General features: G+C 67.9%; 19 protein-coding genes and 2 tRNA genes. 7 read left to right on the top strand and 14 right to left on the bottom strand.

Features of this window, described 5'->3' with window-relative positions; translation table 11 throughout:
- The first annotated feature begins 38 nt into the window (after positions 1–38).
- Positions 39–731, top strand: coding sequence for an aspartate/glutamate racemase family protein (locus QZM35_RS08910; protein ID WP_174975554.1), 693 nt, complete (start codon positions 39–41; stop codon positions 729–731).
- Between the two features lie 97 nt (positions 732–828).
- On the opposite strand, the gene QZM35_RS08905 is transcribed toward QZM35_RS08910, so the two are convergent.
- Positions 829–905: transfer RNA gene (locus QZM35_RS08905), tRNA-Met, on the bottom strand.
- Positions 906–1,088: 183 nt separating this feature from the next.
- On the opposite strand from QZM35_RS08905, the gene xth reads away from it, so the two are divergent.
- Complete coding sequence (gene xth, locus QZM35_RS08900; RefSeq protein ID WP_089425780.1) at positions 1,089–1,865, top strand: exodeoxyribonuclease III; 777 nt, start codon at positions 1,089–1,091, stop codon at positions 1,863–1,865.
- Between the two features lie 23 nt (positions 1,866–1,888).
- Here the strand turns inward: xth and QZM35_RS08895 are convergent, their stop codons facing one another.
- The 4 genes from QZM35_RS08895 to glnA form a co-directional block, all read right to left on the bottom strand.
- Positions 1,889–4,003, bottom strand: coding sequence for a prolyl oligopeptidase family protein (locus QZM35_RS08895; protein ID WP_301775829.1), 2,115 nt, complete (start codon positions 4,001–4,003; stop codon positions 1,889–1,891).
- Between the two features lie 89 nt (positions 4,004–4,092).
- On the bottom strand, positions 4,093–5,607 hold the full coding sequence (ntrC, locus tag QZM35_RS08890) for a nitrogen regulation protein NR(I) (protein WP_089425782.1): 1,515 nt from the start codon (positions 5,605–5,607) through the stop codon (positions 4,093–4,095).
- A gap of 46 nt (positions 5,608–5,653) precedes the next feature.
- A complete protein-coding gene (gene glnL / locus QZM35_RS08885; RefSeq protein WP_174975551.1) occupies positions 5,654–6,796 on the bottom strand; it encodes a nitrogen regulation protein NR(II) in 1,143 nt (380 codons plus the stop codon).
- Positions 6,797–6,955: 159 nt separating this feature from the next.
- Positions 6,956–8,371, bottom strand: a complete 1,416-nt coding sequence (gene glnA / locus QZM35_RS08880) for a type I glutamate--ammonia ligase (RefSeq protein WP_089425783.1) — start codon at positions 8,369–8,371, stop codon at positions 6,956–6,958.
- Positions 8,372–8,776: 405 nt separating this feature from the next.
- Here glnA and QZM35_RS08875 point away from each other — a divergent pair, with 405 nt between their 5' ends.
- The gene (locus QZM35_RS08875) at positions 8,777–9,241 is read left to right on the top strand and encodes a rhodanese-like domain-containing protein (protein WP_089425784.1); all 465 of its coding nucleotides are present in this window, start codon (positions 8,777–8,779) and stop codon (positions 9,239–9,241) included.
- Positions 9,242–9,356: 115 nt separating this feature from the next.
- On the opposite strand, the gene QZM35_RS08870 is transcribed toward QZM35_RS08875, so the two are convergent.
- From QZM35_RS08870 to hrpA, 5 genes are all read right to left on the bottom strand, one after another.
- Entirely contained in the window at positions 9,357–10,172 is an 816-nt protein-coding gene (locus QZM35_RS08870; RefSeq protein WP_089425785.1) for a molybdopterin-binding protein, read from the bottom strand.
- Complete coding sequence (locus QZM35_RS08865) at positions 10,169–10,996, bottom strand: EI24 domain-containing protein (RefSeq protein WP_089425786.1); 828 nt, start codon at positions 10,994–10,996, stop codon at positions 10,169–10,171. The genes QZM35_RS08870 and QZM35_RS08865 overlap by 4 nt, the downstream gene beginning before the upstream one ends.
- A gap of 111 nt (positions 10,997–11,107) precedes the next feature.
- A complete protein-coding gene (locus QZM35_RS08860; protein ID WP_043190403.1) occupies positions 11,108–12,082 on the bottom strand; it encodes a sterol desaturase family protein in 975 nt (324 codons plus the stop codon).
- Positions 12,083–12,098: 16 nt separating this feature from the next.
- A complete protein-coding gene (locus QZM35_RS08855; protein WP_089425787.1) occupies positions 12,099–13,088 on the bottom strand; it encodes a beta-propeller fold lactonase family protein in 990 nt (329 codons plus the stop codon).
- Between the two features lie 180 nt (positions 13,089–13,268).
- On the bottom strand, positions 13,269–17,447 hold the full coding sequence (gene hrpA, locus QZM35_RS08850) for an ATP-dependent RNA helicase HrpA (RefSeq protein ID WP_301775828.1): 4,179 nt from the start codon (positions 17,445–17,447) through the stop codon (positions 13,269–13,271).
- Positions 17,448–17,470: 23 nt separating this feature from the next.
- On the opposite strand from hrpA, the gene argA reads away from it, so the two are divergent.
- Both argA and QZM35_RS08840 read left to right on the top strand, forming a co-directional pair.
- The gene (gene argA, locus QZM35_RS08845; RefSeq protein ID WP_069248380.1) at positions 17,471–18,850 is read left to right on the top strand and encodes an amino-acid N-acetyltransferase; all 1,380 of its coding nucleotides are present in this window, start codon (positions 17,471–17,473) and stop codon (positions 18,848–18,850) included.
- Between the two features lie 49 nt (positions 18,851–18,899).
- Positions 18,900–19,175 carry an oxidative damage protection protein gene (locus tag QZM35_RS08840; RefSeq protein WP_006478357.1) on the top strand — a complete coding sequence of 92 codons (276 nt, stop codon included), beginning with the start codon at positions 18,900–18,902 and terminating at the stop codon, positions 19,173–19,175.
- 153 nt (positions 19,176–19,328) lie between these two features.
- On the opposite strand, the gene QZM35_RS08835 is transcribed toward QZM35_RS08840, so the two are convergent.
- From QZM35_RS08835 to QZM35_RS08825, 3 genes are all read right to left on the bottom strand, one after another.
- The gene (locus QZM35_RS08835) at positions 19,329–20,744 is read right to left on the bottom strand and encodes an MFS transporter (RefSeq protein WP_089425955.1); all 1,416 of its coding nucleotides are present in this window, start codon (positions 20,742–20,744) and stop codon (positions 19,329–19,331) included.
- 156 nt (positions 20,745–20,900) lie between these two features.
- Positions 20,901–22,103, bottom strand: coding sequence for a CaiB/BaiF CoA-transferase family protein (locus tag QZM35_RS08830; RefSeq protein WP_301775827.1), 1,203 nt, complete (start codon positions 22,101–22,103; stop codon positions 20,901–20,903).
- Positions 22,100–23,851 carry an acyl-CoA dehydrogenase family protein gene (locus QZM35_RS08825; protein ID WP_301775826.1) on the bottom strand — a complete coding sequence of 584 codons (1,752 nt, stop codon included), beginning with the start codon at positions 23,849–23,851 and terminating at the stop codon, positions 22,100–22,102. The genes QZM35_RS08830 and QZM35_RS08825 overlap by 4 nt, the downstream gene beginning before the upstream one ends.
- Positions 23,852–24,023: 172 nt before the next feature.
- Between QZM35_RS08825 and QZM35_RS08820 the strand changes: the two genes are divergently transcribed.
- Both QZM35_RS08820 and QZM35_RS08815 read left to right on the top strand, forming a co-directional pair.
- On the top strand, positions 24,024–24,926 hold the full coding sequence (locus tag QZM35_RS08820) for a LysR family transcriptional regulator (RefSeq protein WP_089425791.1): 903 nt from the start codon (positions 24,024–24,026) through the stop codon (positions 24,924–24,926).
- Positions 24,927–25,024: 98 nt separating this feature from the next.
- A tRNA-Val gene (locus QZM35_RS08815) sits at positions 25,025–25,099 on the top strand.
- A gap of 95 nt (positions 25,100–25,194) precedes the next feature.
- On the opposite strand, the gene QZM35_RS08810 is transcribed toward QZM35_RS08815, so the two are convergent.
- The coding region (locus tag QZM35_RS08810) for an aminotransferase class III-fold pyridoxal phosphate-dependent enzyme (RefSeq protein ID WP_301775825.1) at positions 25,195–25,641 on the bottom strand (447 nt) is incomplete at its 5' end.

Here is a 25,641-nt window from a genome sequence, read left to right as displayed (position 1 = left end):
CTCGTCTGCCGCAAGACACGAAACGCAAAAGGTGACGGATGAAGACGATCGGACTGATCGGCGGGATGAGCTGGGAATCGTCGGCCGAGTACTACCGGATGATCAATCGCCATTCGAAGGCGTTGCATGGTGGACACCACAACGCGAAGAGCGTGCTGGTCACGGTCGATTTCGCGGAGATCGAAGCGCTGCAGCGCACGCACGACTGGGCCGCGCTCGGCGAACGGATGGCCGGCGCCGCACGACAGCTCGAAGCGGCCGGCGCCGATCTGGTCGTGCTGACCACCAATACGATGCATCGCGTCTGCGATGCGATCGAAGCCGCGGTGAAGTTGCCGTTCCTGCACATCGCCGATCCGACCGGCACTGCGCTGCGCGATGCGGGCGTCGAGCGGGTCGCGCTGCTCGGCACGCGCTACACGATGGAGCTGCCGTTCTACGCGGAGCGGCTGCGCGGGAAGTTCGGGATGGAGGTGCTGGTGCCGGACGAACGCGGGCGCGACGACGTGCACCGGATCATCTACGACGAGCTGTGCCACGGCATCGTCTCGCCGGAATCGCGCGCGACGTACGTGGCGATCATCGAGGAACTGGCCCGGCGCGGTGCGCAGGCCGTGATCCTCGGCTGCACGGAAATCACGCTGCTGATCGGCGCGGACGACTCGCCGCTGCCGGTGTTCGATACGACCGCGCTGCATGCGAAGGCGGCGGTCGAGTGGGCGGCGCGCTGATCGCTGCCGCGCGGAAAACAAAAAACCCGGCACGGGGCCGGGTTCCTGTCGACGAAGCGCGCATCGGTCACTTGCGCTGCACATCGTCTGGTGTGCTTGGTTGCGGGGGTAGGATTTGAACCTACGACCTTCGGGTTATGAGCCCGACGAGCTGCCAGACTGCTCCACCCCGCGTCAGAGAAATAAATTATAGGGTGAGGGAGTACTCACGTCAATACTTTTGTCACAATTTCTTCCCGGTTCATCGAAACAGCTGCGCGCGGCGCCTCCCCCGCCCCGCACGAAGCGCGCGTTCGCGCCCCGTGCTCGCGGTAAGATGGCGGCCTTCGTATTCACCCCGCACGCACACTCCCGTTCATGAAAATCGCCACCTGGAACGTCAACTCGCTCAACGTCCGCAAGCAGCACGTGCTCGACTGGCTCGCGCAAAGCGGAACCGACGTGCTGTGCCTGCAGGAACTGAAGCTGCCGGACGAGAAATTCCCGCGCGCCGATCTCGAGGCGGTCGGCTACCGCAGCTGGTTCACCGGCCAGAAGACCTACAACGGCGTCGCGATCCTCGCGCGCGACACGCTGTCCGTCGACGAATCGGACGTCGTGCGCAACATTCCGGGCTTCGACGACCCGCAGCAGCGCGTGGTCGCCGCGACGGTCGACGGCGTGCGCATCGTGTCCGCCTATTTCCCGAACGGCCAGGCGCCCGACTCCGACAAGTTCGTCTACAAGATGCAATGGCTCGACGCGCTGCAGGCGTGGCTGCGCACCGAGCTGCAGCGCTACCCGAAGCTCGCGCTGCTCGGCGACTACAACATCGCGCCGGAAGACCGCGACGTGCACGACCCGGCGAAATGGGAAGGCCAGAACCTCGTGTCGCCGCAGGAGCGCGCCCACTTCGCGCAGCTGATCGAGCTGGGCTTCGTCGACGCGTTCCGCCGCTTCGAACAGCCGGAGAAGACCTTCACGTGGTGGGACTACCGGATGATGGCGTTCCGCCGCAACGCGGGGCTGCGCATCGACCACGTGCTGCTGTCGCCGGCGCTCGCGGAAACCTGCACGTCGTGCGAAGTCGATCGCACGCCGCGCACGTGGGAACAGCCGTCCGACCACACGCCCGTCGTCGCGGTCGTCGGCTGATCTCCCGGGCAGCCCGCGCGCGTTCAGCGCCGCGCGGGCGCCGGCCCGAGATGAGCCCACAGGAACCCGAATTCGGCCGCATCGGCCTCCGCGCGTTCCAGATCGTCGGCGCTGCCGTGGCCGCCGTCGGTGTTCTCCCAGTACCACACCCGTTCATGACCGAGCGCGTGCATGCGCGCGGCCATCTTGCGTGCGTGCGCCGGATGCACGCGGTCGTCGCGCGTCGACGTTGTCAGCAGCAGCGGCGGATACGCGACGCCTTCGCGCACACGGTGATACGGCGAGTACGCGGCTAGCGCCGCACCTTCGTGCGGATCGTCCGGGTCACCGTATTCGTCGAGCCATGCGGCGCCCGCGTGCAGCTTCGGATAACGCTGCATGTCGAGCAGCGGCACGCGGCAGAGCACCGCGCCGAACAACTCCGGCCGCTGCACCATGCACGCGGCGACCAGCAGCCCGCCGTTGCTGCCGCCTTCGATGCCGAGCTGCGCGGCGGTCGTCACGCCGGTCGCGACCAGATCCTCGGCCACCGCGATGAAATCGTCGAACGAACGCTGACGGTGTTCGCGCTGCGCATCGACGTGCCAGCGCGGCCCGAACTCGCCGCCGCCGCGGATATGCGCGAACGCCATCACGCCGCCGCGCTCGAGCCACCCGATACCGAACGCATCGCTGTAGCCCGGCAGGTTCGGGATCGCGAAGCCGCCATAGCCCGACAGCAGGCACGGCCGCGCAACACGCGTGGCACCGTCGGCCACGTCGAGTGCATCGCGCGGCCCGATCAGCGTGTACGGCACGATCGTGCCGTCTTGCGAGCGTGCGCTCGCGCGGCGCACGATGAGCCCGGCCGCGTCGAACTGCACCGGCGGCCGGTCGAGCAGCACGCGGCGCGACGGCGCATCGTCCGCGCGATCCGCAAGGTCGGCCAGCCAGCATTCGGGCGGATCGAGATAGGTGTCGACGTCCACGTAAATCTCGTCGTTCAGCGTCGATTCGACGGGCTCGACGTCGATCTGCGCATCGCCCGGCCCCGGCCACGCGAACGGCCGCGCGTCCCACGTCCACGTGCCGTCGTCGGCCTGGCTCGGCTGCCACAGCATCGTGCGGTTGTGCACGTCGTCGAGCCAGCTCGCGATCAGCGTCGTGCGCGTGTGCGTCCACGTGCATGCGGACGTCGACGGTTGCGGCGCGAACAGCGTCGTGAGTTCGCGCGACCCGGCCAGGAACGCCTGCTCGCGGATCGCGAGCAGCGAGCCGCCCGCATGGCGCACGCCGTCGCACTCCCAGTCGAGGCGCGGCTCCAGCATGAGCCAGCCTTCCCAGAACCCGACCTCGACGTGGGTCGGCACGTCGTAGCGCACCCACTCGCCCGCCTCCGTCAAGCGGTACGCATGTGCGTCGAAGAAATCGACGCTGCGCCACGCGACGTGACGGTTGTCGATCGGATCGAATCCCGCACCCGCGCTGATGTCGTCGGGTTCGCCGCGGAACACGACGGGCGCGTCGGCGAGCGCGGTGCCACGCACCCAGCGCCGCGCTTCATACGGATAACCGGCCGCGGTCGCATGCGCTTCGCCGCGATCCCAGCTCACGTAGACGGTATCGCGATCGATCCAGCCGACCGTGTGATGCCCCGGCTCGTCGATCGTGAAACCGCCGTCGACGAAACGACGTTCGACGAGATCGAATTCGCGCACGACGACCGCGTCGGCCCCGCCCGGCGACAGCGACAGCAGCGCGCGATCGCCGTCCGGGTACAGGATCGCGTCCTGCTCGAACACCCACGACTCGCCCTCCTCCGCACCGAGCGCGTCGACGTCGAGCAGCGTTTCCCATGCCGGTTTTCCCGCGCGCCAGTCGTCCCAGCGCGTGCGGCGCCACAGCCCCTTCGGATGGAGATCGTCCTGCCACAGGTCGTAGGCCCAGTCGCGCCAGCGCGTCGGAATCACCGGGCGCTCGCGCGGCAGGTACGCTTTGGCGAGGCGCGCCGTCAGCGCGCGATACGCGTCGTCGTCACGCAGCGCGGCGCGCGTGCGCGCATTCTGCTCGTCGACCCACGTGCGGGCGCGCTTGCTGTCGAGCGCTTCGAGGAAACGGAACGGGTCGGCCCCGGTGGGCCAGCGGAAGGAATCGGACATTGAGGATCGGCGGAATGGCAAACGGCGTGCAAACCGCGATTATGTCCGATCGCGGCATGCGCGATGCCCGCGCATGCCGCAAATCGTGCTCAGGGCTCCAGATGGAGTTCCTGGATCTTGCGCGTGATGGTGTTGCGGCCGATGCCGAGCCGCTCCGCGGCCTCGACCTTGCGGCCACGCGTGAAGTCGAGCGCCTCGCGGATCACGGCCGCCTCGAAGCGGCGTGCGAGTTCGTCCATCACGTCGGCCGAGTTCTCGCGCAACAGCCGTGCAACCTCGGTGCGCAGGCCGTGCTCCCACAGCGGATAACCGGCCGGCACACCGCCGTTCGGCGCCGCCCCGACGGGCGCGGACGCCACCGCTGCCACACCGGTCGCCGGTTGCGCGAGCGCCGTCTCGCCGCCGCCGTGCGCATCGGCACCGTCGCCCGTTGCAGCGACCGGCGCGCCGGCCGGCACGAGGTCGGGCGGCAGATCCTTGATCTCGACCGTCTGCGCGGGCGCCATCACGGTCAGCCAGTTCGCGAGGTTCTCGAGCTGGCGTACGTTGCCGGGAAACGCCAGCGACGTGAGGTAAGCCAGCGCTTCGTCGGACACGCGCTTCGGCTCGACGCCGAGATCGCGCGCGCTCTTCTGCAGGAAGTGGCGCGTGAGCAGCGCGATGTCCTCGCTGCGCTCGCGCAGCGGCGGCAGGCGCAGCCGGATCACGTTGAGCCGGTGGTAAAGGTCCTCGCGGAACAGCCCCTGGCGCACGCGCGATTCGAGATTCTGGTGCGTCGCGGCGATCACGCGCACGTTCGCGCGCAGCGGGTTGTGGCCGCCGACCCGATAGAACTGCCCGTCCGACAGCACGCGCAACAGGCGCGTCTGCAGGTCGAACGGCATGTCGCCGATTTCGTCGAGGAACAGCGTGCCGTTCTCGGCCTGCTCGAAGCGGCCCTGCCGCGTCGTCTGCGCGCCGGTGAACGCGCCGCGCTCATGGCCGAACAGCTCGGATTCGAGCAGATCCTTCGGAATCGCCGCGGTGTTCAGCGCGATGAACGGCCCGTTCGCACGCGGACTGTGACGGTGCAGCGCACGCGCGACGAGCTCCTTGCCGGTGCCCGATTCGCCGGTGATCAGCACGGTCGCGGCCGAGTGCGACAGCCGGCCGATCGCGCGGAACATGTCCTGCATCGCGGGCGCCTGGCCGAGCATCTCGGGCGCCTCGGCCACGCGCTCGTCCTGCGGCGCGCCGCCGCGCAGGCTTTCTTCCACCGCGCGGCGGATCAGCTCGACCGCCTTGTCGACGTCGAACGGCTTCGCGAGATATTCGAACGCGCCGCCCTGGAACGCCGCGACGGCGCTGTCGAGATCGGAGAACGCCGTCATGATGATGACGGGCAGGCCCGGCAGGCGCTCGTGCATCGCCTGCAGCAACTCGAGGCCCGAGCCGCCCGGCATCCGGATGTCGGATACGAGCACCTGCGGGGTCTCGTGGTCGAGCGCGGCCAGCGCGTCACGCACGTTCGCGAAGCTCTTCGTCGCGAAGCTGTCCCGGGCGAGCGCCTTTTCGAGCACCCAGCGGATCGATTGGTCGTCGTCTACTATCCAGATCGGCTTCATAGGTCGGTCAGATATGGGTAAATCTGGTGAATCGCCATGCCGCCGCTCAATGGTCGAGCGGTAGCAGGATCTGAAATTCGGTACGTCCGGGCCGGCTTTCGACCTCGATCGTCCCGTCATGCTGCTGCACGAACGTCTGCGCGAGCGTCAAGCCGAGGCCGCTGCCGTCGTCGCGCCCGGACACGAGCGGGTAAAAGATCCGGTCGCGGATTTCCTCCGGAATGCCGGGCCCGTTGTCGATCACGTGCAAGTCCAGTGCCAGCCGGTACAGGCGCTTCGCGATCGTCACCTTGCGCGCAATGCGCGTGCGCAGCTCGATCTTCGCGTCGCCCTGCGCGATGCGTTCGCGCAGCGCCTGCGCGGCGTTGCGCACGATGTTGAGCAGCGCCTGGATCAGTTGCTCCTTGTCGCCGCGCAAGTCCGGCACGCTCACGTCGTAGTCGCGCTCGATCGTGAGCCCGCGCGGGAATTCCGCAAGCATCACCGCGCGCACGCGTTCGCATACTTCATGAATGTTCACGTCGCCGACGATGTGCGGGTGCCGGTGCGGCTCCAGCAACCGGTCGACGAGCGTCTGCAGGCGGTCGGACTCCTTGATGATCACCTGCGTGTATTCGCGCAACTCGCCACGCTCGCGCTCGCCGAGCTCGAATTCGAGCAGCTGGGCTGCGCCGCGAATGCCGCCGAGCGGGTTCTTGATCTCGTGCGCGAGGTTGCGGATCAGTTGCTTGTTGACCGCGGTCAGGTCGTGGATGCGTTCCTCGCGATCGGTGCGCGACTGCCGCTCGTTCTCGAACAGCTCGACGAGCACGAAATCGGGCGCGGTCTCGAGAAAGCCGACGATCGCGTGCACATGCAGCGGTTCGCGGCCGGGCCGGTCGAGCACGGTATCGAGGTGCGTCGCGTGAAAGCGTTCCTCGCCGATCGCGGTGATCGTCGATGCCAGCTCGTTCGCATTCGGAAAAATCTCGCCCCACGGCCGCTGCGCGAGCTGCCGGCGCGAGATGTCGAGCATCGCCTCGGCAGACGGATTCGCGAACGCGATCCGCAGCGTCTTGCGGTCGAGCACGATCACGACCGTCGGCAGCGCTTCCAGCCCCGCCAGCAGGCCCGAGCGTGCGAGCCGCTCGTCGTCCGTCAGTCGCTCGGGCTGCCCCGTTCTCGCCTTGATCAGATTCTTCAGAACCATCTGCGTGCTTGTCGCGCCTCAACGGGCCAGAAAAGGAAAATCACGGGAACAAAAAAGGGACGGCTGGACGCCGCCCCTTTCAGACTCCGCCGTTCCCGCCGCAGGCCGCGCGACGGGAACGAACCGGCATGACGGCGCTGAATCGAGCGCCATCGCCGATTAGAGCGAGTAGTACATCTCGAACTCGATCGGGTGCGTCGTCATGCGGAACTTCGCCAGCTCCTGCTCCTTCAGCGCGAGGTACGCGTCGAGCATGCCGTCCGTGAACACGCCGCCACGGGTCAGGAACTCGCGATCCTTGTCGAGCGCTTCGATTGCCTGGTCGAGGCCCGCGCAGACGGTCGGGATCTTTGCATCCTCTTCCGGCGGCAGGTCGTACAGGTTCTTGTCCGCGGCTTCGCCCGGATGGATCTTGTTCTGGATCCCGTCGAGGCCTGCCATCATCAGTGCCGAGAACAACAGGTACGGGTTCGCCATCGGATCCGGGAAGCGCGTTTCGATACGGCGGCCCTTCGGGTTCGACACGTGCGGAATGCGGATCGATGCCGAACGGTTGCGTGCCGAGTAGGCGAGCTTGACCGGTGCTTCGAAGTGCGGGACCAGACGCTTGTACGAGTTCGTCGTCGGGTTCGTGATCGCGTTCAGTGCACGGGCGTGCTTGATGATGCCGCCGATGTAGAACAGCGCCAGTTCCGACAGGCCGGCGTAGCCGTTGCCCGCGAACAGGTTCTGGCCGTCCTTCCAGATCGACTGGTGAACGTGCATGCCCGAACCGTTGTCGCCGACGACCGGCTTCGGCATGAACGTCGCCGTCTTGCCGTACGAGTGCGCGACGTTATGGATGATGTACTTCGACCATTGCGTCCAGTCGGCGCGCTGCACCAGCGTCGAGAACTTCGTGCCGATTTCGTTCTGGCCCTGGCCCGCCACTTCGTGGTGGTGCACTTCGACCGGGATGCCGAGCTGTTCGAGCAGCAGGCACATTTCCGAACGCATGTCCTGGAACGTGTCGACCGGCGCGACCGGGAAGTAGCCGCCCTTCGTGCCCGGACGGTGGCCCGTGTTGCCGCCTTCGAATTCCTTGCCGGCCGACCACGGTGCTTCTTCCGAGTTGATCTTCACGAAGCAGCCCGACATGTCCGTGTTCCACTGGACCGAGTCGAAAATGAAGAATTCCGGTTCCGGACCGAAGTAGGCCGTGTCGCCGATGCCCGTGCTCTTCAGGTACGCTTCCGCGCGCTTCGCGAGCGAACGCGGGTCGCGCTCGTAGCCCTTGCCGTCGGCCGGCTCGACCACGTCGCAGGTCAGCACCAGGGTCGACTCTTCATAGAACGGGTCGACGAAGGCAGCGGTCGGGTCCGGCATGAGCAGCATGTCCGACGCCTCGATGCCCTTCCAGCCGGCGATCGACGAGCCGTCGAATGCATGGCCGCTTTCGAACTTGTCTTCGTCAAACGCCGAAACCGGCACCGACACGTGCTGTTCCTTGCCGCGCGTATCCGTGAAGCGGAAATCGACAAACTTGACGTCCTCGTCCTTCACGAGCTGCATGACGTCGGCGACGGTTTTACTCATAACCTCTTCTCCTGATTGAACAATTCCGGCGGACTGGGAACCGCCTCGTTTATCGAGCTGACCGGGGTCTTGCTTTGGCGCAGCGCGCCCCGATTCGACCGAATCCTATAAAGCAGCTTCCGTGCCACCTATGCGCGAGATTGGCGCGAATCGCGCCAGCGCTCGTCGCGACGGGGCTGTGCTGCGCAATTCCGGGGCTCGACTGCCCACCGCCTGCCAACCGGAAGCACCGCGATGGTGCAATCATCGCCGTGCGCTCCGTCCGCGGAATCATCTTGGTGCATGCGCACCATTCTGCACTCTTTTGGTGAACGCGTGTGGGGTGCGCACACCGTACTCCACGCGGACATCCGTGCCGCGACGCCGCGCTAGAATATTCGTTTGACCGATAGGAGACTCCCTGCCATGAGTACGCTCGACCAGCTTTATGCGAAGGCCGACGAACGCCGCGCACAAGCCGCGCTCAACTACGCCGGGGCGCTGCTGCCGGCCGAGGCGTTCGAACTGCTGCAGCTCGATCCGTCGGCGCGCCTCGTCGACGTGCGCACCCGCGCCGAACTCGACTGGATCGGCCGCCCGCTCGTCGGCGACGGCCAGTACCTCCACCTCGAATGGACGCGCTACCCGGGCGGCGTGCCGAACGCCGAATTCGTCAACGAACTGAAGGCGGCCCTCCCGGCCGATACGCCCATCCTGTTCCTGTGCCGCAGCGCCGCGCGCTCGAAGCTCGCCGCGGTCGCCTCCACGCAGGCCGGCTTCACGAAGGCCTTCGACCTGCTCGAAGGCTTCGAGGGCGCGAAGGACGCCGAAGGCCACCGCAAGACGGTCGAAGGCTGGTGCTTCCGGAAACTGCCGTGGATCGGCGCCTGACGGCACGCCGCTCCCGCCGGTTGCGACAACCCCATCGTCGAGCCGGGCGATGACATGCCGATGACGGGCCGCGTTGCGCGGCCCGTGGTTTTTGTGCGGCTGATTGAGGGGCCGCTCAGGCGCGCGGCGTATCGGGTTCGACGACGTCGCCGCCAAGCAGGTGCACGCCTTCGCGCAGCTTCACGTATGCGGCTGCGACCGCTTCCGGCTCACCCTTCACGCCGAGGTCGATGTGGCGGCGCGCATAGATCCCGCCGCGCTCCGCATCGCCGACGCTCGGCAGGCTGAACACGCGCACGCCCGGGAAATCGCGCTCGATGCGCTCCATCAGCGGCGTGAGCGTCGATTCCGGCAGCTCGAACACGTACAACGAGCGCTCCGCGTGCGGCGTCGCGTGATGCAGGTGCGCGTACTTCGTGTCGAGCACCCATTCGATCATCGGCCACGCCATCACCGGGAAGCCCGGCACGAAGTGCAGGTCGCCGACCGAGAAGCCGGGAATCCGGTTGTAGCCGTTCGGGATGATCGTCGCGCCCACCGGGAACACGCCCATGTTGAAGCGGTGCTGGTTCTCCGGCGACTCGAAATCGACCGGCTTGGCCGGATCGGTGTGCGTTTCGCGGATCCGCTCGGAAATCAGCACCTTCGCTTCCGGATGCAGTTCGAGCGGCACGCCGAGCGCGGCGGCCGCGCACTGGCGCGTGTGGTCGTCCGGCGTCGCGCCGATGCCGCCCGTCGAGAACACGATGTCGCCCGACGCGATCGCGCGGGCGAGGGTCGCCGTGATGCGCGCCGGATCGTCGCCGACGTATTCGGCCCAGTCGAGCGTGAGGCCGCGCGCGCCGAGCAGCTCGATGACCTTCGCCAGATGCTTGTCCTGTCGGCGGCCCGAAAGGATTTCGTCGCCGATGATGATGATGCCGATGCTCATGCCTGCCCCATGTCGATTGCGGTGGCGCGCGAACTCGCACGCAGGTCCTCCAGCGCGCGCAGGCAGTAATGCCCGAACCACAGCGCCGAGAAGACGAGGATGAAAGCGTATACCCAGATCATGGCCGCCGCGACGAACGGGAACAGCACCATCATCCAGACCGACGACACCCACACGAAGGTCGGCACGGTGCCGAGCAGCCCGGTCGCGACGCCGATGCCGATCAGCGGCCAGCGATGCTGCCGCACGAGCGCCCGGCGCTCGTCGCGGCTCGCGTGCAGCGCGAGCGCGTCGTAGGTCATCACGCGGTAGGTGAGCCAGCCCCAGATCACCGGCGGCAGCAGCGCGAAGAACGGCGGAATCAACCACAGCGGGATCGTGACGACCAGCACGACGACGCCGGCCAGCGCCGCCCACAGCGAATTGAACACGCTGCCGAAGAAGGTGCCGCCCCGCTTCGCCTCGAGCGCCGCGAACTGCCGGTTCGCGAGGTGCTTGATCACGACCGGCATCGAAATCGTCGCGATCAGCAGCAGCACGGTCAGCACGATCAGCGGAATCGCGAGCGACACGACCACGAACGGCGCGACGACGGCATGCAGCTGCGACATGCCGATCGCGTCGAACGCGCGGTACAGCATGGCCGTCAGCACGAAGCCGTCGAGCGCGCCGCGTGCGAGGTCCAGCAGCGACTGCCACGAGAACCACAGCACGACGCCCCACAGGACGGCCGAGACGAGAAACGGCATCAGGGTGAGCCACAGCATGCGCGGATGCAGTGCACTCGCCAATGCCCGGACGAAGGAACGCAGCAAGTCGTTCATGCGAGCCTGTATCGACGGAGAAAAACGGGGAAAGGATAAACCACGCGGCCCGCATGCGCCAAAGCACATGCGGGCCGCGTGGGAGAGCCGCTCAACGTGGGAATGGCCGGGTCAGGCCGATGCCGCGCCGCGCTTGGCGGGGAACAGGCGCCGGAAGATCCGCACGAACGCGAGGCCGTGCTGCGCCCAGAAGCCTTCGCCGTAGGACACGCCCTCGACCTGGTCGCGGATCCCGGTCGGCTCGACCGTGCGGTTCCACGACGCGGTGCCGAACATCATGTCCCACCACGGGAACAGCACGCCGAAGTTGCAGCCGTACTTCGTGCCTTCGTGGCCGTAGCCGACCGCGTGGTGGCGCCGGTGGAAGATCGGGCTCACGAGCAGGCGCTCGCCGAGCCAGCCGAACGGCAGCCGCGCATTCGTATGCTGAATGCTCTGCATGAAGTTCGTGAACGCGGTCAGCACGACGAACTGCGACGGCGTCACGCCGATCACGAGCGCGATCGCCGCGAAGAAGCACGACTGGATCACGTCGTCGAGCACGTGGTTGCGGTCATCGCACCACAGCGACATCTGGCGCTGGCTGTGATGCACCGCGTGCAGCTCCCACCAGATGCCGAACTTGTGCTGCCAGCGGTGATACCAGTAGCCGGCGAAATCGAGCACGACGAGATAGATCGCGAACGTGACGATCGGCTTCGAGGTCACGCCCGGCCACAGGTAGTCGAGATTCAGGTTCGCGACGCCGTGCAGGCGCAGCCACGCCTGGAAGTTGTCGAACAGCGGCTGCAGCGCGAAGAAGAAGAACAGCGAGTAGATGCCGAGCTTCGCGATCGCCGTGTAGATCACGTCGACCCGCACGGCCCGGCGGTTCGTCCAGCGCTCGACGGGCAGCAGCGCCTCGAGCGGGCGCAGCAGCACGAACATCAGCACCATCTGCAGCGCCCCGACGATCACCCAGTACAGCGCGTCGTAGGTGTCCTCGTCATAGTCCATCAGGTTGAACTTGAAGAGGAGCGGCTGCACGACGTCGACGTACAGCCAGGTCTGGATGTCCGAGACGAATGCATCGATCAGGTGCAGCATCGTTCTCCCCCGCCCGTCACGCGCCGTTCGCGGCGCGCCACGGCGCGCGGTCGTAGAAATAGATGCCGTGCGGCGAGCGGCCGACGGCGATCGTCTGCACCAGCTTGCGCGACGCCAGGTCGATGATCCCGACCTTCTTCGCGAAGCGGAACGTCACCCACAGCGTCTTCTTGTCGGCGGACAGCTCCATGTCGTCCGGGCCCGGCAGCAGGCCGGTGATGTCGCCGACGTTGGTGAGCGTGTTCTCGTCGATGATGCTGATCGTGTTCGCGACCCGGTTCGTGACCGCGACGTGCGTGCCGTCGGCGAGTGAGCGGAAGTTGTGCGCGCCCTTGCCGGTGTAGATCTGCTTGACGACCTTCTGGTTGCGCCAGTCGACCACCGCGACGTAATCCGCGCCGGTCATCCCGACGAGCAGGTACTTGTCGTCCGGCGTGAGCCACAGGCCGGCCGGCACCTTGCCGACCTTCATCTTCCACTTGACCGTCTGCGTCGGCAGGTCGATCGCCGCGATCTCGCCGGAAACCTGCAGCGACACGAGCAGCGTCTTGCTGTCCTTCGTGAACGCGAGGTGGCTCGGCATCACCGCGAGCGGCACGCGCTTCACGAGCTTCAGGTCGCGGCCGTCGTAGCCGTAGATGTCGACGCGGTCGAGCCGCAGGCCGGCCGCCGCGAACCATTTGCGGTCGGGCGAGAAGCCGAGCTGGTAAGGATCGTCGATTCCCTCGACGGTGCGCTGCAGCTTGCCCGTCTTCGGATCGAGAAACATCAGGCTGTTCGAGACCGAATTTGCAACGATCAGCGACGAATTGTCGGGCGTCGCCATCAGGTGATGCGGTTCCTTGCCGGTCGGCATCGTGCTGACGACTTCGCGGGTCTGCTGGTCGATCAGGGAAAGCGTCGCTTCGGCCGAATTGAGGATGATGACGTTATTCGCGTGTGCGGCGGGCGCCAGCACGGCGGCGGCCAGCGCGAGCGTGCGGCCGAGGGAAAGGAAAGTGCGCATGAAGACTCACGTCGAGGAACAACCGTCATTGTAAAACGTTCAACCGGCCCGGCCGGTTGACCGAAGCCGGCATTGCGCCACTTCGACGCACGCCGCGGCGGCCCGGTCGGCCGGCGCGGCAGGCGCCGCGCGGCCGGCCGGGGCCGGCCACCGGTGCGGGCCCGGGAAACCGCTGTTGCGCTAGCGCTGCATCGACTCCCAGACCTTGTGCAGACGCTTGACAGAGACAGGCATCGGTGTACGCAGTTCCTGCGCGAACAGCGAAATCCGCAGTTCCTCGAGCAGCCAGCGGAATTCCGCGAGCCGCGCATCGGCGACGCCGCCGCGCTGCGACACCGCGCGCTGGTACTGCTGGGCGAGCGGCAACAGGTCGGCCGACTGCTTCGCGTCGCGCGCCGGGTCGGCCTTCAGCTTGTCGATCCGCAGCGCGATGCCCTTCAGGTAGCGCGGGAAGTGCGCCAGTTGCGCGTACGGCGTATCGATCACGAAGCGCTTGCCGACCAGTGCGGCGAGCTGCTGCTGCAGGTCCGCATGCGCCTGCGCGAACGGTTTCGCCTGCGCGAGCTTCTTCACGAGCCCCGCGTATTCGGCCAGGATCTGCCCGACCAGCCGCGCGATTTCCTGCGCGAGCAGGTTCAGGCGGCTCCGGCCCTCGTCGCGGCGCGCATGGAAACTCGCGTCGTCGTCGGGCAGCGGATCCTGCAGGCACGCGCGGTCGAGCGCCGTGTCGATCAGCTGGTCGCGCAGCTCGTCCTGCGTGCCGAGCGACATGTACTGCATCGCCATCTCGCGCAGGCCCGGCAGGTTTTTCTCGAGGAACTTGATCGGCTCCTTCAGCTGCAGCGCGAACAGTCGCCGCAGGCCGGCCCGGTGGATGCGCGCGGCCTCCTCCGGCGAATCGAACACCTCGACGTCGCAATGCGTGCCGCGATCGACGAGCGCCGGGTAGCCGTACAGCGTCTGGCCCCGCCGGCGGATCTCCAGCAGCTCGGGCAGCTTGCCGAAATTCCACGTCGTCAGGTTCTCGTACAGCGCGGTCGCACCGGCTTCCGCCGGCGCGGCCGTCTGCGGCGCCGCGCCCTTGCCGGCCTTCGCGTGGCGGCCGGCGGCACCCGTCGTCGCTGCCGTGGCCGGCGCCTGGCCGATCGGCTCGCCGCCGTCGGCATCGCCCCCCGCCGCGATCTTCTGGAACTGCTGCTGCGCCTGCGCGCCCAGCTCCTGGCGAAGCTGCGCGAGATTGCGCCCCATCGCGAGCTGGCGGCCGTGCTCGTCGATCACCTTGAAGTTCATGAACAGGTGCGCGGGCAGCGTTTCCAGCTTGAAGTCGGCCGTTTTCATCGCGATTTGCGTCTCGCCGCGCACGTCGGCGATCAGCGCCTCGACGAGCCCGCCCGCGCCGAAGCGCTCGCGGCCCATCCGCTCGACGAAGCCGGCCGCGTACTCGGGCAGCGGCACGCAATGCCGGCGCAGCTTCTGCGGCAGCGACTTCAGCAGCAACTGCACCTTTTCCTTCAGCATCCCGGGCACGAGCCACTCGCAGCGGCGCGCATCGACCTGGTTCAGCGCATACAGCGGCACCGCGAGCGTCACGCCGTCGCGCGGCGTGCCGGGCTCGAAGTGATACGTGAGCGCCATCTCGACGCCGGCCATCGTCGCCCGCTTCGGGAACAGCTCGGTCGTCACGCCGGCCGCCTCGTGGCGCATCAGGTCGTCGCGCGACAGGTACAGCAGCCGCAGCTTGTCCTCGGGCTGGCCGCCCTTCTTCACCTCGTCGCGATACCAGCGCTCGAACGCGGCGCCCGTGTGAATCCCTTCCGGAATCGCCTGGTCGTAGTACGCGTAGATCAGCTCGTCGTCGACCAGCACGTCCTGCCGGCGCGACTTGTGCTCGAGCTGCTCGATGTCGGCGAGCAGCTTGCGGTTGTGCGCGAAGAACGCGAGCTTCGTGTCGAACTCGCCCTCGACCAGCGCGCCGCGGATGAACAGCTCGCGCGCCCGCGCCGGATCCTGCTTGCCGAACGCGACGCGCCGGCGGTGGTAGATCGGCAGCCCGTACAGCGTCGCGCGCTCGTACGCGCTGACCTGCGCCGGGCGCTTTTCCCAGTGCGGCTCCGACAGCGATTTCTTCAGCAGGTGCGCGCCGATCTTCTCGACCCATTCGGGCTCGATCTTCGCGAGGCAGCGCGCGTACAGCCGGCTCGTCTCGACGAGCTCGGCCGCCATCACCCAGCGGCCGGCCTTCTTCGCGAGCACGGAGCCCGGCCACAGGTAGAACTTGATCCCGCGCGCGCCGAGATAGTGCGGATCGTCGTCGGCCTTCAGGCCGAGGTTGCCGAGCAGGCCCGTCAACAGGGCCAGATGGACCTGTTCGTAGGTCGCCTCGACTTCGTTCAGCCGCCAGCCGTGCTCGCGCACGACGGTCAGCAGCTGCGAATGGACGTCGCGCCACTCGCGCAGCCGCAGGTGCGACAGGAAGTTCTGCCGGCACGCGTCGACCAGCTGGCGGTTCGACTTCTTGTGCGCGACCGCCTCTTCGAACCACGCCCAGATCTTCAGCCACTGCAGGAATTCGGAGCGCTCGTCGGCAAACCGGCGGTGCGCCTGGTCGGCCTGCTCCTGCGCTTCGATCGGGCGGTCGCGCGGGTCCTGCACGGACAGCGCGCTCGCGATGATCAGCACCTCGCGCAGCGACTGCTGGTCGCGCGCGGCGAGAATCATCCGGCCGACGCGCGGGTCGAGGGGCAGCCGCGCGAGTTCGCGGCCGAGCGGCGTCAGCGCGTTGTCGTCGTCGACCGCGCCGAGCTCGTTGAGCAGTTGGTAGCCGTCCGCGATCGCGCGGCCGGGCGGCGGCTCGAGGAACGGGAACGATTCGATCGCGGTGAGATGCAGCGACTTCATCCGCAGGATCACCGACGCGAGCGACGAGCGCAGGATTTCCGGATCGGTGAAACGCGCGCGCGCCTGGTAGTCGCTTTCCTCGTACAAGCGGATGCAGACGCCGTCGGCCACGCGGCCGCAACGGCCCGCGCGCTGGTTCGCGGCCGCCTGCGAGATCGACTCGACCTGCAGTTGCTCGACCTTGTTCCGGTACGAATAGCGCTTCACGCGCGCAAGGCCCGTATCGACGACGTAGCGGATGCCCGGCACCGTCAGCGAGGTTTCGGCCACGTTGGTCGCGAGCACGATCCGGCGCGCGTTCGACGCCTTGAACACCTTGTCCTGGTCGGCCGCCGAGAGCCGCGCGAACAGCGGCAGGATCTCGGTGTGCGGCGGATGGTGCTTGCGCAGCGCCTCAGCCGCTTCGCGGATCTCGCGCTCGCCGGGCAGGAACACCAGCACGTCGCCGGGGCCTTCGCGGCACAGCTCGTCGACCGCGTCGACGATCGCGTCCATCAGGTCGCGCTCGGCTTCGCGCGCGGTCTTCACGCGGTCGCGGCCGCCCGTGCCTTCGGCGTGCTTCACGGCCGGGCGATCCTCGGCCACCGGCCGGTAGCGCATCTCGACCGGATACAGCCGCCCGCTCACCTCGATCACGGGCGCCGGGCGCTCGTCGGTGCCGAAATGGCGCGCGAAGCGATCGGCGTCGATCGTCGCGGACGTGACGATCAGCTTCAGGTCCGGCCGCCTCGGCAGGATTTCCTTCAGGTAGCCGAGCAGGAAGTCGATGTTCAGGCTGCGCTCGTGCGCCTCGTCGATGATCAGCGTGTCGTACGCCTTCAGCAACGGGTCGGTCTGCGTCTCGGCGAGCAGGATCCCGTCCGTCATCAGCTTCACGGACGCGCCCGGCGCGAGATTGTCGGTAAAGCGCACCTTGTAGCCGACCACTTCGCCGAACGGCGTGCCGAGCTCCTCGGCGATCCGGCGGCCGGTGGACGACGCGGCGAGGCGGCGCGGCTGCGTATGGCCGATCAGGCCCGTGCCGCCGGCGCCGAGGCCGCGGCCGAGATCGAGACAGATCTTCGGCAGCTGCGTGGTCTTGCCCGAGCCGGTTTCGCCGCAGACGATGACAACCTGATGACCGGCGATCGCGCGCGCGATTTCGTCGCGCTTGCCCGACACCGGCAGGCTTTCGGGGTACGTGATCGGCGGAACCGGGTTTGGTGCGACGACCGCGCGCGGCGGACGCTCGCGGCGCGGCGCGCGCTCGCCCGTCGCAGCGGACGCATCCTTCGCGGCCGGCTGGCGCGCGTCGCGCGATGCGTCGCCGCGCGGCGCGTGTGCAGGTTTGCCCGCCGGCTGTTCCTGCGGCCGGCGCGGCGGCTGGCCCTGCTGCTGGCGTGCATCGGCCGCACCATCCGGGTGCCGGGCCGACGGCGCTTTGGCCCGCGTCGGCGCGGGACTTTTAGGTACATTCGACATGGGGGCGCATTATAATCCCGCCCATGAATTCCCAAACCGACCTCCCTCCCGCCCAGACCGGCGCCACGACGCCGCCGGCTGCCGACGACTCGACCGCCAGTCACGCGCAGTTCGTCGACTGGATGCGCTCCGTCGCGCCCTATATCCACAAGTTCCGCAACAGCACGTTCGTCGTGGGGTTTGGCGGCGAGGTGGTGCAGCAGGGGCTGCTGAATGCGCTCGTGTCCGACATCGCGCTGCTGCAGGCGATGGGTATCCAGATCGTGCTGGTGCACGGCTCGCGCCCGCAGGTCGAGGAGCAGTTGAGCCTGCACGGTGTCGAATCCGAGTTTTCACACGGGCTGCGCATCACCGATGCGCGCGCGCTCGAATCCGCGAAGGAAGCGGCCGGTGAAGTGCGTCTCGACATCGAGGCCGCGATCAGCCAGGGTCTGCCGAACTCGCCGATGGCGCACGCGCACATCAGCGTCGTGTCGGGCAACTTCGTGACCGCACGGCCGGTGGGGATTCTCGACGGGGTCGATTTCGCGCATACGGGCATCGTGCGCAAGATCGACGCCGAATCGATCCGTCATTCGCTCGCGAGCCGCAAGCTCGTGCTGCTGTCGCCGCTCGGCTTCTCGCCGACCGGCGAAGCGTTCAACCTGTCGATGGAAGATGTCGCGTCGGCCGCCGCGATCGCGCTGCGCGCCGACAAGATCATCTTCCTGACCGAAGCGCCCGGCATCGTCGACGACGAAGGCGAGCTGGTGCGTGAAATGTCGCTCGACGCGGCGGCCGAGCTGCTCGATTCCGGCAACGTCCAGGGCGACGACGCATTTTTCTTGAAGCATTCGATCCGCGCGTGCCGCGGCGGCGTGACCCGGGCGCACCTGATCCCGCAATCGCTCGACGGCAGCATGCTGCTCGAACTGTTCCTGCACGACGGCGTCGGCACGATGATCTCGTACGAGAACCTCGAGAGCCTGCGCGAAGCGACACCGGACGACGTCGGCGGCATCCTGTCGCTGATCGAGCCGCTCGAGTCGGACGGCACGCTGGTGCGGCGCGGCCGCCACCAGATCGAACGCGACATCGACCACTTCTCGGTGATCGAGCACGATGGCGTGCTGTTCGGCTGCGCGGCGCTGTATCCGTACCAGCAGGAGAAGATCGGCGAGATGGCGTGCCTGACGGTCGCGCCGGAAGCACAAGGCTCGGGCGACGGCGAACGCCTGCTCAAGCGCATCGAGCAGCGTGCCCGCGCGCGCGGCCTCACGCACATCTTCGTGCTCACGACGCGCACCGAGCACTGGTTCCTCAAGCGCGGCTTCGTCAAGGTCAGCGTCGACGACCTGCCGGAAGACCGCCGCAAACTCTATAACTGGCAGCGCAAGTCGCTCGTGCTGATGAAACAGCTCTGAGCGCAGGCACGACTGCCCTCCCCCAGTCCGATTACAGGAGAAGTACACGATGGCTCGAATGATCCAATGCGCGAAGCTCGGCAAGGAAGCCGAAGGCCTCGATTTCCCGCCGCTGCCGGGCGAACTCGGCAAGCGCATTTACGAGAGCGTCTCGAAGGAAGCGTGGCAAGGCTGGCTGAAGCAGCAGACGATGCTGATCAATGAAAACCGCCTGAACATGGCCGACCCGCGTGCGCGCCAGTACCTGATGAAGCAGACCGAGAAGTACTTCTTCGGCGACGGCGCCGACCAGGCGTCCGGCTACGTGCCGCCGACGGAAGGCTGACCGGCATCATTCGCGACGGCCGGCCGCGCCGGTCACTTCGCGGGAAACGACAAACGGCATCGTGTCATCGCACGGTGCCGTTTGCTTTTGGCGCATCCGAACCGCTGCGATGCGACACGGCCGGGGCCGCCCCGGTCACACCGACCGCCCGATTCAACCCACCGGCTTCAGCGTGCCGCGATCGTCCGGCGGCGGGACCGCACCGGCCGGAGTGTCAGCGGCGGCGCCTTCCGTACCCCATTCGGCCGCATCGCTGCGTTCGGCCGTCGACAGCTCGTCCGCGCGATACCCGGTGCGATTCAGCAGCGCCAGCATGCACACGAGCGACACGAGCGCGTAAAGCCCCGATGCGACCGCGACGCCGACGATGCTGCCGGTCGAATTGAGGATCGCCTGCGCGAGCACCGGCGTGCCGCCGCCGACGACGAGCGCGCTCAACTGGTACGCGAGCGACAGGCCCGTGTAGCGGATGTTGGCCGGAAACACGCGCGCGAGCACGCCGCCGACCGCGCCATAGAACATCGCCGACGGAATCGTCGAGATGCACATGCCCGCGACGGCCACCCAGTACGAGCGCGTTGCGAGCGCATGGAACATCACGGGCATCAGCACGATTTCCGGAATCAGGATCCAGCACATCGCGCGGCGCATGTCGACCTTCGACACGAACCACGCGCCGACCGGCTGCATCAGGAACTGCACGACGAGCGAGATCGACAGGATGCCGAGGAACGTGCCCTGCGCGTAACCGAGCTCCTTGGTCGCCCACGACAGCGCGAACGTGCTGCGGAAGTAGGTGACGTTGATCACCGGCAGCGTGCCGGCCGCGAGCAGCACGACGACCCAGTGATCGCGCACGACGTCGCGCAGCGGCAGCTTCACGGTGCGCTTGCGCGCGAGCACGCGCTGCATGTCGGCCGACTCCTCGAGCTTCAGCCGGATCACCATGCCGATGATCACGAGCACGGCCGACAGCAGGAACGGAATGCGCCAGCCCCACATCAGGAACGACGGGGTGGGCAGCGCGCTCAGCGCGAAGAATGCGGCCGTGGCCAGCAGGTTGCCGGTGGGCGAGCCCTGCTGCGCGAACGCCGCATACAGGATGCTGCGATGCTTCGGCGCGTTCTCGCTCGCGATCAGCACCGCGCCGCCCCACTCGCCACCGACCGCGATGCCCTGCAGCACGCGCAGCACGACGAGGCCGGCCGGCGCCCAGACGCCGATCTGCGCATAGCCGGGCAACAGGCCGATGCCGGTCGTAGCCAGCCCCATCATCACCAGCGTGATCACGAGCGCGGTCTTGCGGCCGACGCGGTCGCCGAGATGCCCGAACACGATGCCGCCGAGCGGCCGCGCGGCGAAGCCGGCCCAGAACGTGACGAACGCCAGCAGCGTCGCGACGCCGGGATCCATCGTGCTCGAAAAGAACACCTTGCCGAACACGAGCGCTGCCGCCGTGCCGTAGATGTAGAAGTCGTACCACTCGATCGTGGTGCCGACGAACGCCGCGAAGGCGGCGCGGCCGGGCCGCAGTTGCGGCGCGGCAGTCGGGGATTGCTGGCGGCTCATCGATGTCTCCATGTTGGTGTGTCGGGGGCGCGACTGTCGCGCGCCTTTCCCGGGTGGCCGGCATTGCGCCGCCGGCCGGCGGCGTTGCTTGACGTTGCGTTGCTTGACGTTCCGTTTCGTCGGCCGGCCATGCTCACCGGCGCGCGCGTCGGTCGGTCACGTCTGGTCGGGTGCGATCTTCAGCACGCCGGCGTCGAGCAGTTGCTGCTGGAGCGCGGGATCGACGCCGAGGCGCTCGAGCACCGCGCGCGTATCGCCGCCCAGCGCGGGCGGCGGCGAACGATAGGTGGCCGGCGTGCGCGACAGCTTCACCGGCGACGCCGTGCCGCGATACGCACCGATCTCGACGAACAGGTTCCGGTGCAGCGCATGCGGATCGTGCGCGACGTCGGCGACCGTGCGCACCGGCCCGCACGGCACGCCGGCCGCCATCAGGTCGCGTGCGAGCGGCTCGCAGGCATGCGCGGCGAGCCGTGCCTCCAGTTCGGCCTTCAGTTCAGGCCGGTGCGCACAGCGGCTGCGGTTGTCGACGAAGCGCGGATCGCCGGCGAGCGCCGGCACGCCGAGATGCGCGACGAGCCGTGCGAACTGCCGGTCGTTGCCTATCGCGAGGAAGATCGGCACGGTCGCCGTACGGTAGCTGTCGTACGGCGCGATGTTCGGGTGCGCGTTGCCGCTGCGCGCCGGCACGCGCCCCGAGCCGAAGAAGTTCGGCAGGTGCGGATGCAGCAGCGACACGCCGCAGTCGTACAGCGCGATGTCGATCGACTGCCCTTGCCCGCTCTTCTCGCGCTCGGCGAGCGCCAGCAGGATGCCGGCCAACGCGTTGAGGCCCGTGACCATGTCGACGATCGGCAGGCCGATGCGCGTTGCGTCGCCGTCGCGCTCGCCGTTGACGCTCATCAGCCCCGCCATCGCCTGGATCACCGCGTCGTAGCCGGGCAGCCCGCCGAGCGGGCCGCCTTCACCGAAGCCCGTCACCGCGCAATGGATCAGGCGCGGGAAGCGCGGCTGCAGGTCGCGCGTGTAGTCCATTCCCCAGCGCGCGAGCGTGCCGGGCTTGAAGTTCTCGACGAGCACGTCGGCCTCTTCAAGCAGGCGCCACAGGATCGCGCGCCCCTCGTCGCGCGACAGGTCGAGCGCGAGCCCTTCCTTGTTGCGGTTCACGCCCATGAAATACCACGCGGTATCGCCGAGGAACGGCGGCCCCCAGCCGCGCGTCTCGTCGCCGTCCGGCGGCTCGATCTTGACCACCGTCGCGCCGTGGTCGGCGAGCGCCTGCGTGCAGCACGGGCCGCCAAGCACGCGGCTCAGGTCGACGACCTTCAGGCCGTCCAGTGCGCCACGCGTCGTGCTCATCGTTCGACCTCCGGCAGCAGGTCGAGCGCGGTATCGAGCGCGATCGGCGTGCCGCCCAGCAGCGCTGCGTATGCGGGCGATTCGTCGTCGCGTGACGCCGGTGCGAGCGGATCGACCGGCAGCAGCTTGTGGCGCACGACCAGATGCGCGAGCGCGAGCCGCCGGAAATCCGGCGCGAGCCGCACGCCCTCGCACGCCATCAGCACGGCCGCACTCGCGTAGTACAGCGCGGACGCGGCCTGCCGCACGCGCGCGTCGTCACCTTCGTCAGCGACCCGCGCGAGCGCGTCGCAGGCACGCGCGAGGATGCGCCGCAGCGCCGCGCGGCTCGCATCCGGCAGCGGCGCCGCGCCGAGGCGGTCGCCGAGGTACGCACGCAGCGCATCGAGCGCGTGCTCGCGCTGCGCGGCCCGCGCGACGTCGAGCGCGACGATGTTGCTCGTGCCCTCCCAGATCGAGCCGAGATGCGCATCGCGCACGATGCGCGCGTCGCTCCACTCCTCGATGTAGCCGGTGCCGCCGCGCACTTCCATCGCATCGCCCGTCACGCGCCGCGCATCGCGGCACGCGCGGAACTTGATCAGCGGCGTCAGGATCCGCACGCAGCGCGCGGCCTGCTCGTCGCCCGCATCGGCCTGCGGCAGCAGCAGCGCGATCTGCATGAACATCGCGCGCGCGGCCTCGGCCGGCAGCAGCATCTTCAGCAACTGGCGCTGCATCAGCGGCATCTCGATCAGCTTGCGGCCGAAGGCCTCGCGATGCGCGGCGACGTGCAGCGCCTCGTTCAGCGCGCGCCGCATCAGCCCCGCCGCGCGCACGCCGTTCGACAGCCGCGACATGTTGATCATGTCGGCCATCTGGTGAAAGCCGCGGCCGATCTCGCCGATCAGGTACGCCTGTGCACCTTCCAGCGCGATCTCGCCGCTCGCCATCGAACGGCTGCCGAGCTTGTCCTTCAGGCGCACGATCCGGTAGCGGTTGCGCGTGCCGTCCGGCAGCGTCTTCGGCAGCAGGAACAGCGCCAGGCCCTTGATGCCGTCCGGCGCGCCGTCGGGCCGCGCGAGCACCATCGCGAGATCGGCATCCGCGTTCGAGCAGAACCACTTGTCGCCGGTCAGGCGCCAGAGGGCCTCGCCGTGCGCGCCGGTCTCGCGCGTCGCCTTCGTCGCGATCCGGCCGACGTCGGAACCCGCCGCCTGCTCGGTCATGAACATCGCGCCCTGGTACAGCGTGTCGAAGTCGCGTGACGCAAGCATCGGCAGGTAACGCGCGACGAGCGCCGGATCGCCGAAACGGCGCAGCGTGCGTGTCAGCGAATCGGTCATGCTGACCGGGCAGCACAGCCCGAATTCCGCCTGCACGAACAGGAACGTCAGCGCGTACTTGACGAGCGGCGGCACCGAGTCGGATCCGTGGCTCAGCGAAGCGAGCCCGAGCTCGGAATATGCGACGCGTTCGAGTGCGACATACGCGGGATCCTTGTCGATCCGCTGCACGGCCTCGCCGCGCCGAGTGCGATGCTCGAGCACGGGCGGGTGCTTGTCCGCGCGCGACGCCCATTCGTCGAGTTCGCCCGACACGCGTGCGCCGAGCGCGCGCAGTTGCGGCTCGAGCTCGGCATAGCGGGCATCGCCGAGATGCAGCTTCAGCAACGCGCCGAGATCGGGATCGATGGTGAAGAAATTGATGCCCCGGCTGTCGGGGATATTGGATGCGCCGGCGTCCGGCGTGCGAGCGGTGTCGTTCATGCGTGCGTCTCCTGGGTTGCCTGCCCGTCGGCTGGAGGGGCGCCGCGGCGCCCGGCCAGTCCCGTGCAAAGCCTTCCGCAGAGCGTAGGCGCGCGATCGATAAGCGTCCAATACAGGATTTATCCGGTACGATAGATATCGCTTATCGATGCCGACGCCGCGAGGAGACACGATGGAACTGAGGCAGTTGCGCTACTTCGTGGCGGTCGCCGAGGAACTGCATTTCGGGCGCGCGGCGAAACGCCTGTTCATCTCGCAGCCGGCGCTGAGTTTCGACATCCGCAAGTTCGAGGACGCGCTCGGCGTGCAGTTGTTCTCGCGCACCAACAAGACCGTCGCGCTGACCAACGCGGGCGAGGTGCTGCTCGGCGAAGCGCGCCGGCTGCTGCTGCAGGCGGCCGAGGCCGAACGCCTGACGGTGCGCTCCGCGTCGGGGCTCGCGGGCCGGCTGCGGATCGGCTTCGTTCATTCGATGCTGTATCGCGGGCTGCCCGATGCCGTGCGACGCTTCGAGGCCGACTATCCCGGTGTCGAAGTCGTGCTGAGCGAAATGAACACGCAGGCGCAGGTGCAGGCGATCCAGCGCGGCCAGATCGATCTCGGCTACGCGCACTGGGGCCACTTCCCGCCCGAGGTCGAATCGACGCCCGTCTATGCGGAACCGTTCGTGTGCTGCCTGCCGGCCGCGCATCCGCTCGCAAAGCGCAAGCAGGTCGCGCTCGCCGCACTGGCCGCGGAACCGTTCATCCTGTTCCCGCGCGAAGCGGCGCCGCACTACCACGACCTGATCATCGCGCAGTGCGTGAATGCCGGCTTCAGCCCGCTGATCCGCCACGAGGCACGGCTGTGGCAGACGATCCTGTCGATGATCGAGTTCGGGATGGGCATCGCGCTCGTGCCGCGCCTGCTGCAGCAGGTAAAGAGCGAGCGGCTCGCGTTCCGGCCGCTGAAGGATGCGTCGCTCGAATCGCGCACGCTCGCGCTGAAGCGTAGCGGCACCACCGAGCCGGTTGCGCTGCGCTTCGCGGATTACGTGCGCGCGTCGATCGACGCGCTGCCCGCGCTCGCAGGCTGAGCGAACGGCCGGCTGGCAGGTATGTGCGGGGATCTGAAAAATATTTGCAGAAAGTGCTTTACAGACCCTCAAAGCCCTGACATAATTTCAGCTTCTTTGGGCGGTTAGCTCAGCGGTAGAGCACTGCCTTCACACGGCAGGGGTCACTGGTTCGATCCCAGTACCGCCCACCAAAGAATTCAAGGCCCTGCGTCTCACGACGCAGGGCCTTTTCGTTTTGGTGCCGCGCTTGCTCCTCGGCGCAGCACGCGATGCTGCGCCGGCTTACTTACTCCGCGCGCCCCACCCGCTCCGCCGTCGCATCGAACGCGCGCTTCGCCTTGTCGACGATCTCGTCGACCTCCGCCTCGCGAATCACGAGCGGCGGCGACAGCAGCATCCGGTCACCGGTCGCGCGCATGATCAGGTTGCCGTTGAAGCAGAAGTCGCGGCAGATCGTGCCGATATCGATGTTCGCACCGAACCGCTCGCGCTGCTGCCGGTCGCGCGCAAGCTGAACGCCCGCGACCAGCCCCGCTCCCGCAATCTCCCCGACGATCGGATGGTCGCCCAGCGCATCGCGCAGCCGGCGCTGGAAATACGGCCCGATGTCGTTCTTCACGCGCTCGACGATCCCTTCATCGCGCAGCAGCTTCAGGTTCGCGACCGCGACGGCCGCCGCGACCGGGTGGCCCGAGTACGTGAGGCCGTGATTGAATTCGCCGTTGTCGATGAT

It is taken from the genome of Burkholderia sp. AU45274 (assembly GCF_030482505.1).
Classification (GTDB): domain Bacteria; phylum Pseudomonadota; class Gammaproteobacteria; order Burkholderiales; family Burkholderiaceae; genus Burkholderia.
This window is presented reverse-complemented; position numbering and strand designations above follow the sequence as displayed.

Bases quoted from the DNA above. Each gene is read 5' to 3' on its own strand.
- glnA (WP_089425783.1), bottom strand. From the start codon at position 8,371: ATGAGTAAAACCGTCGCCGACGTCATGCAGCTCGTGAAGGACGAGGAC.
- QZM35_RS08820 (WP_089425791.1), top strand. From the start codon at position 24,024: ATGGAACTGAGGCAGTTGCGCTACTTCGTGGCGGTCGCCGAGGAACTG.
- QZM35_RS08910 (WP_174975554.1), top strand. From the start codon at position 39: ATGAAGACGATCGGACTGATCGGCGGGATGAGCTGGGAATCGTCGGCC.
- QZM35_RS08860 (WP_043190403.1), bottom strand. From the start codon at position 12,082: ATGCTGCACCTGATCGATGCATTCGTCTCGGACATCCAGACCTGGCTG.
- xth (WP_089425780.1), top strand. From the start codon at position 1,089: ATGAAAATCGCCACCTGGAACGTCAACTCGCTCAACGTCCGCAAGCAG.
- QZM35_RS08865 (WP_089425786.1), bottom strand. From the start codon at position 10,996: ATGAACGACTTGCTGCGTTCCTTCGTCCGGGCATTGGCGAGTGCACTG.
- ntrC (WP_089425782.1), bottom strand. From the start codon at position 5,607: ATGAAGCCGATCTGGATAGTAGACGACGACCAATCGATCCGCTGGGTG.
- argA (WP_069248380.1), top strand. From the start codon at position 17,471: ATGAATTCCCAAACCGACCTCCCTCCCGCCCAGACCGGCGCCACGACG.
- hrpA (WP_301775828.1), bottom strand. From the start codon at position 17,447: ATGTCGAATGTACCTAAAAGTCCCGCGCCGACGCGGGCCAAAGCGCCG.
- QZM35_RS08855 (WP_089425787.1), bottom strand. From the start codon at position 13,088: ATGCGCACTTTCCTTTCCCTCGGCCGCACGCTCGCGCTGGCCGCCGCC.
- glnL (WP_174975551.1), bottom strand. From the start codon at position 6,796: ATGGTTCTGAAGAATCTGATCAAGGCGAGAACGGGGCAGCCCGAGCGA.
- QZM35_RS08875 (WP_089425784.1), top strand. From the start codon at position 8,777: ATGAGTACGCTCGACCAGCTTTATGCGAAGGCCGACGAACGCCGCGCA.
- QZM35_RS08825 (WP_301775826.1), bottom strand. From the start codon at position 23,851: ATGAACGACACCGCTCGCACGCCGGACGCCGGCGCATCCAATATCCCC.
- QZM35_RS08835 (WP_089425955.1), bottom strand. From the start codon at position 20,744: ATGAGCCGCCAGCAATCCCCGACTGCCGCGCCGCAACTGCGGCCCGGC.
- QZM35_RS08895 (WP_301775829.1), bottom strand. From the start codon at position 4,003: ATGTCCGATTCCTTCCGCTGGCCCACCGGGGCCGACCCGTTCCGTTTC.
- QZM35_RS08830 (WP_301775827.1), bottom strand. From the start codon at position 22,103: ATGAGCACGACGCGTGGCGCACTGGACGGCCTGAAGGTCGTCGACCTG.
- QZM35_RS08870 (WP_089425785.1), bottom strand. From the start codon at position 10,172: ATGAGCATCGGCATCATCATCATCGGCGACGAAATCCTTTCGGGCCGC.
- QZM35_RS08840 (WP_006478357.1), top strand. From the start codon at position 18,900: ATGGCTCGAATGATCCAATGCGCGAAGCTCGGCAAGGAAGCCGAAGGC.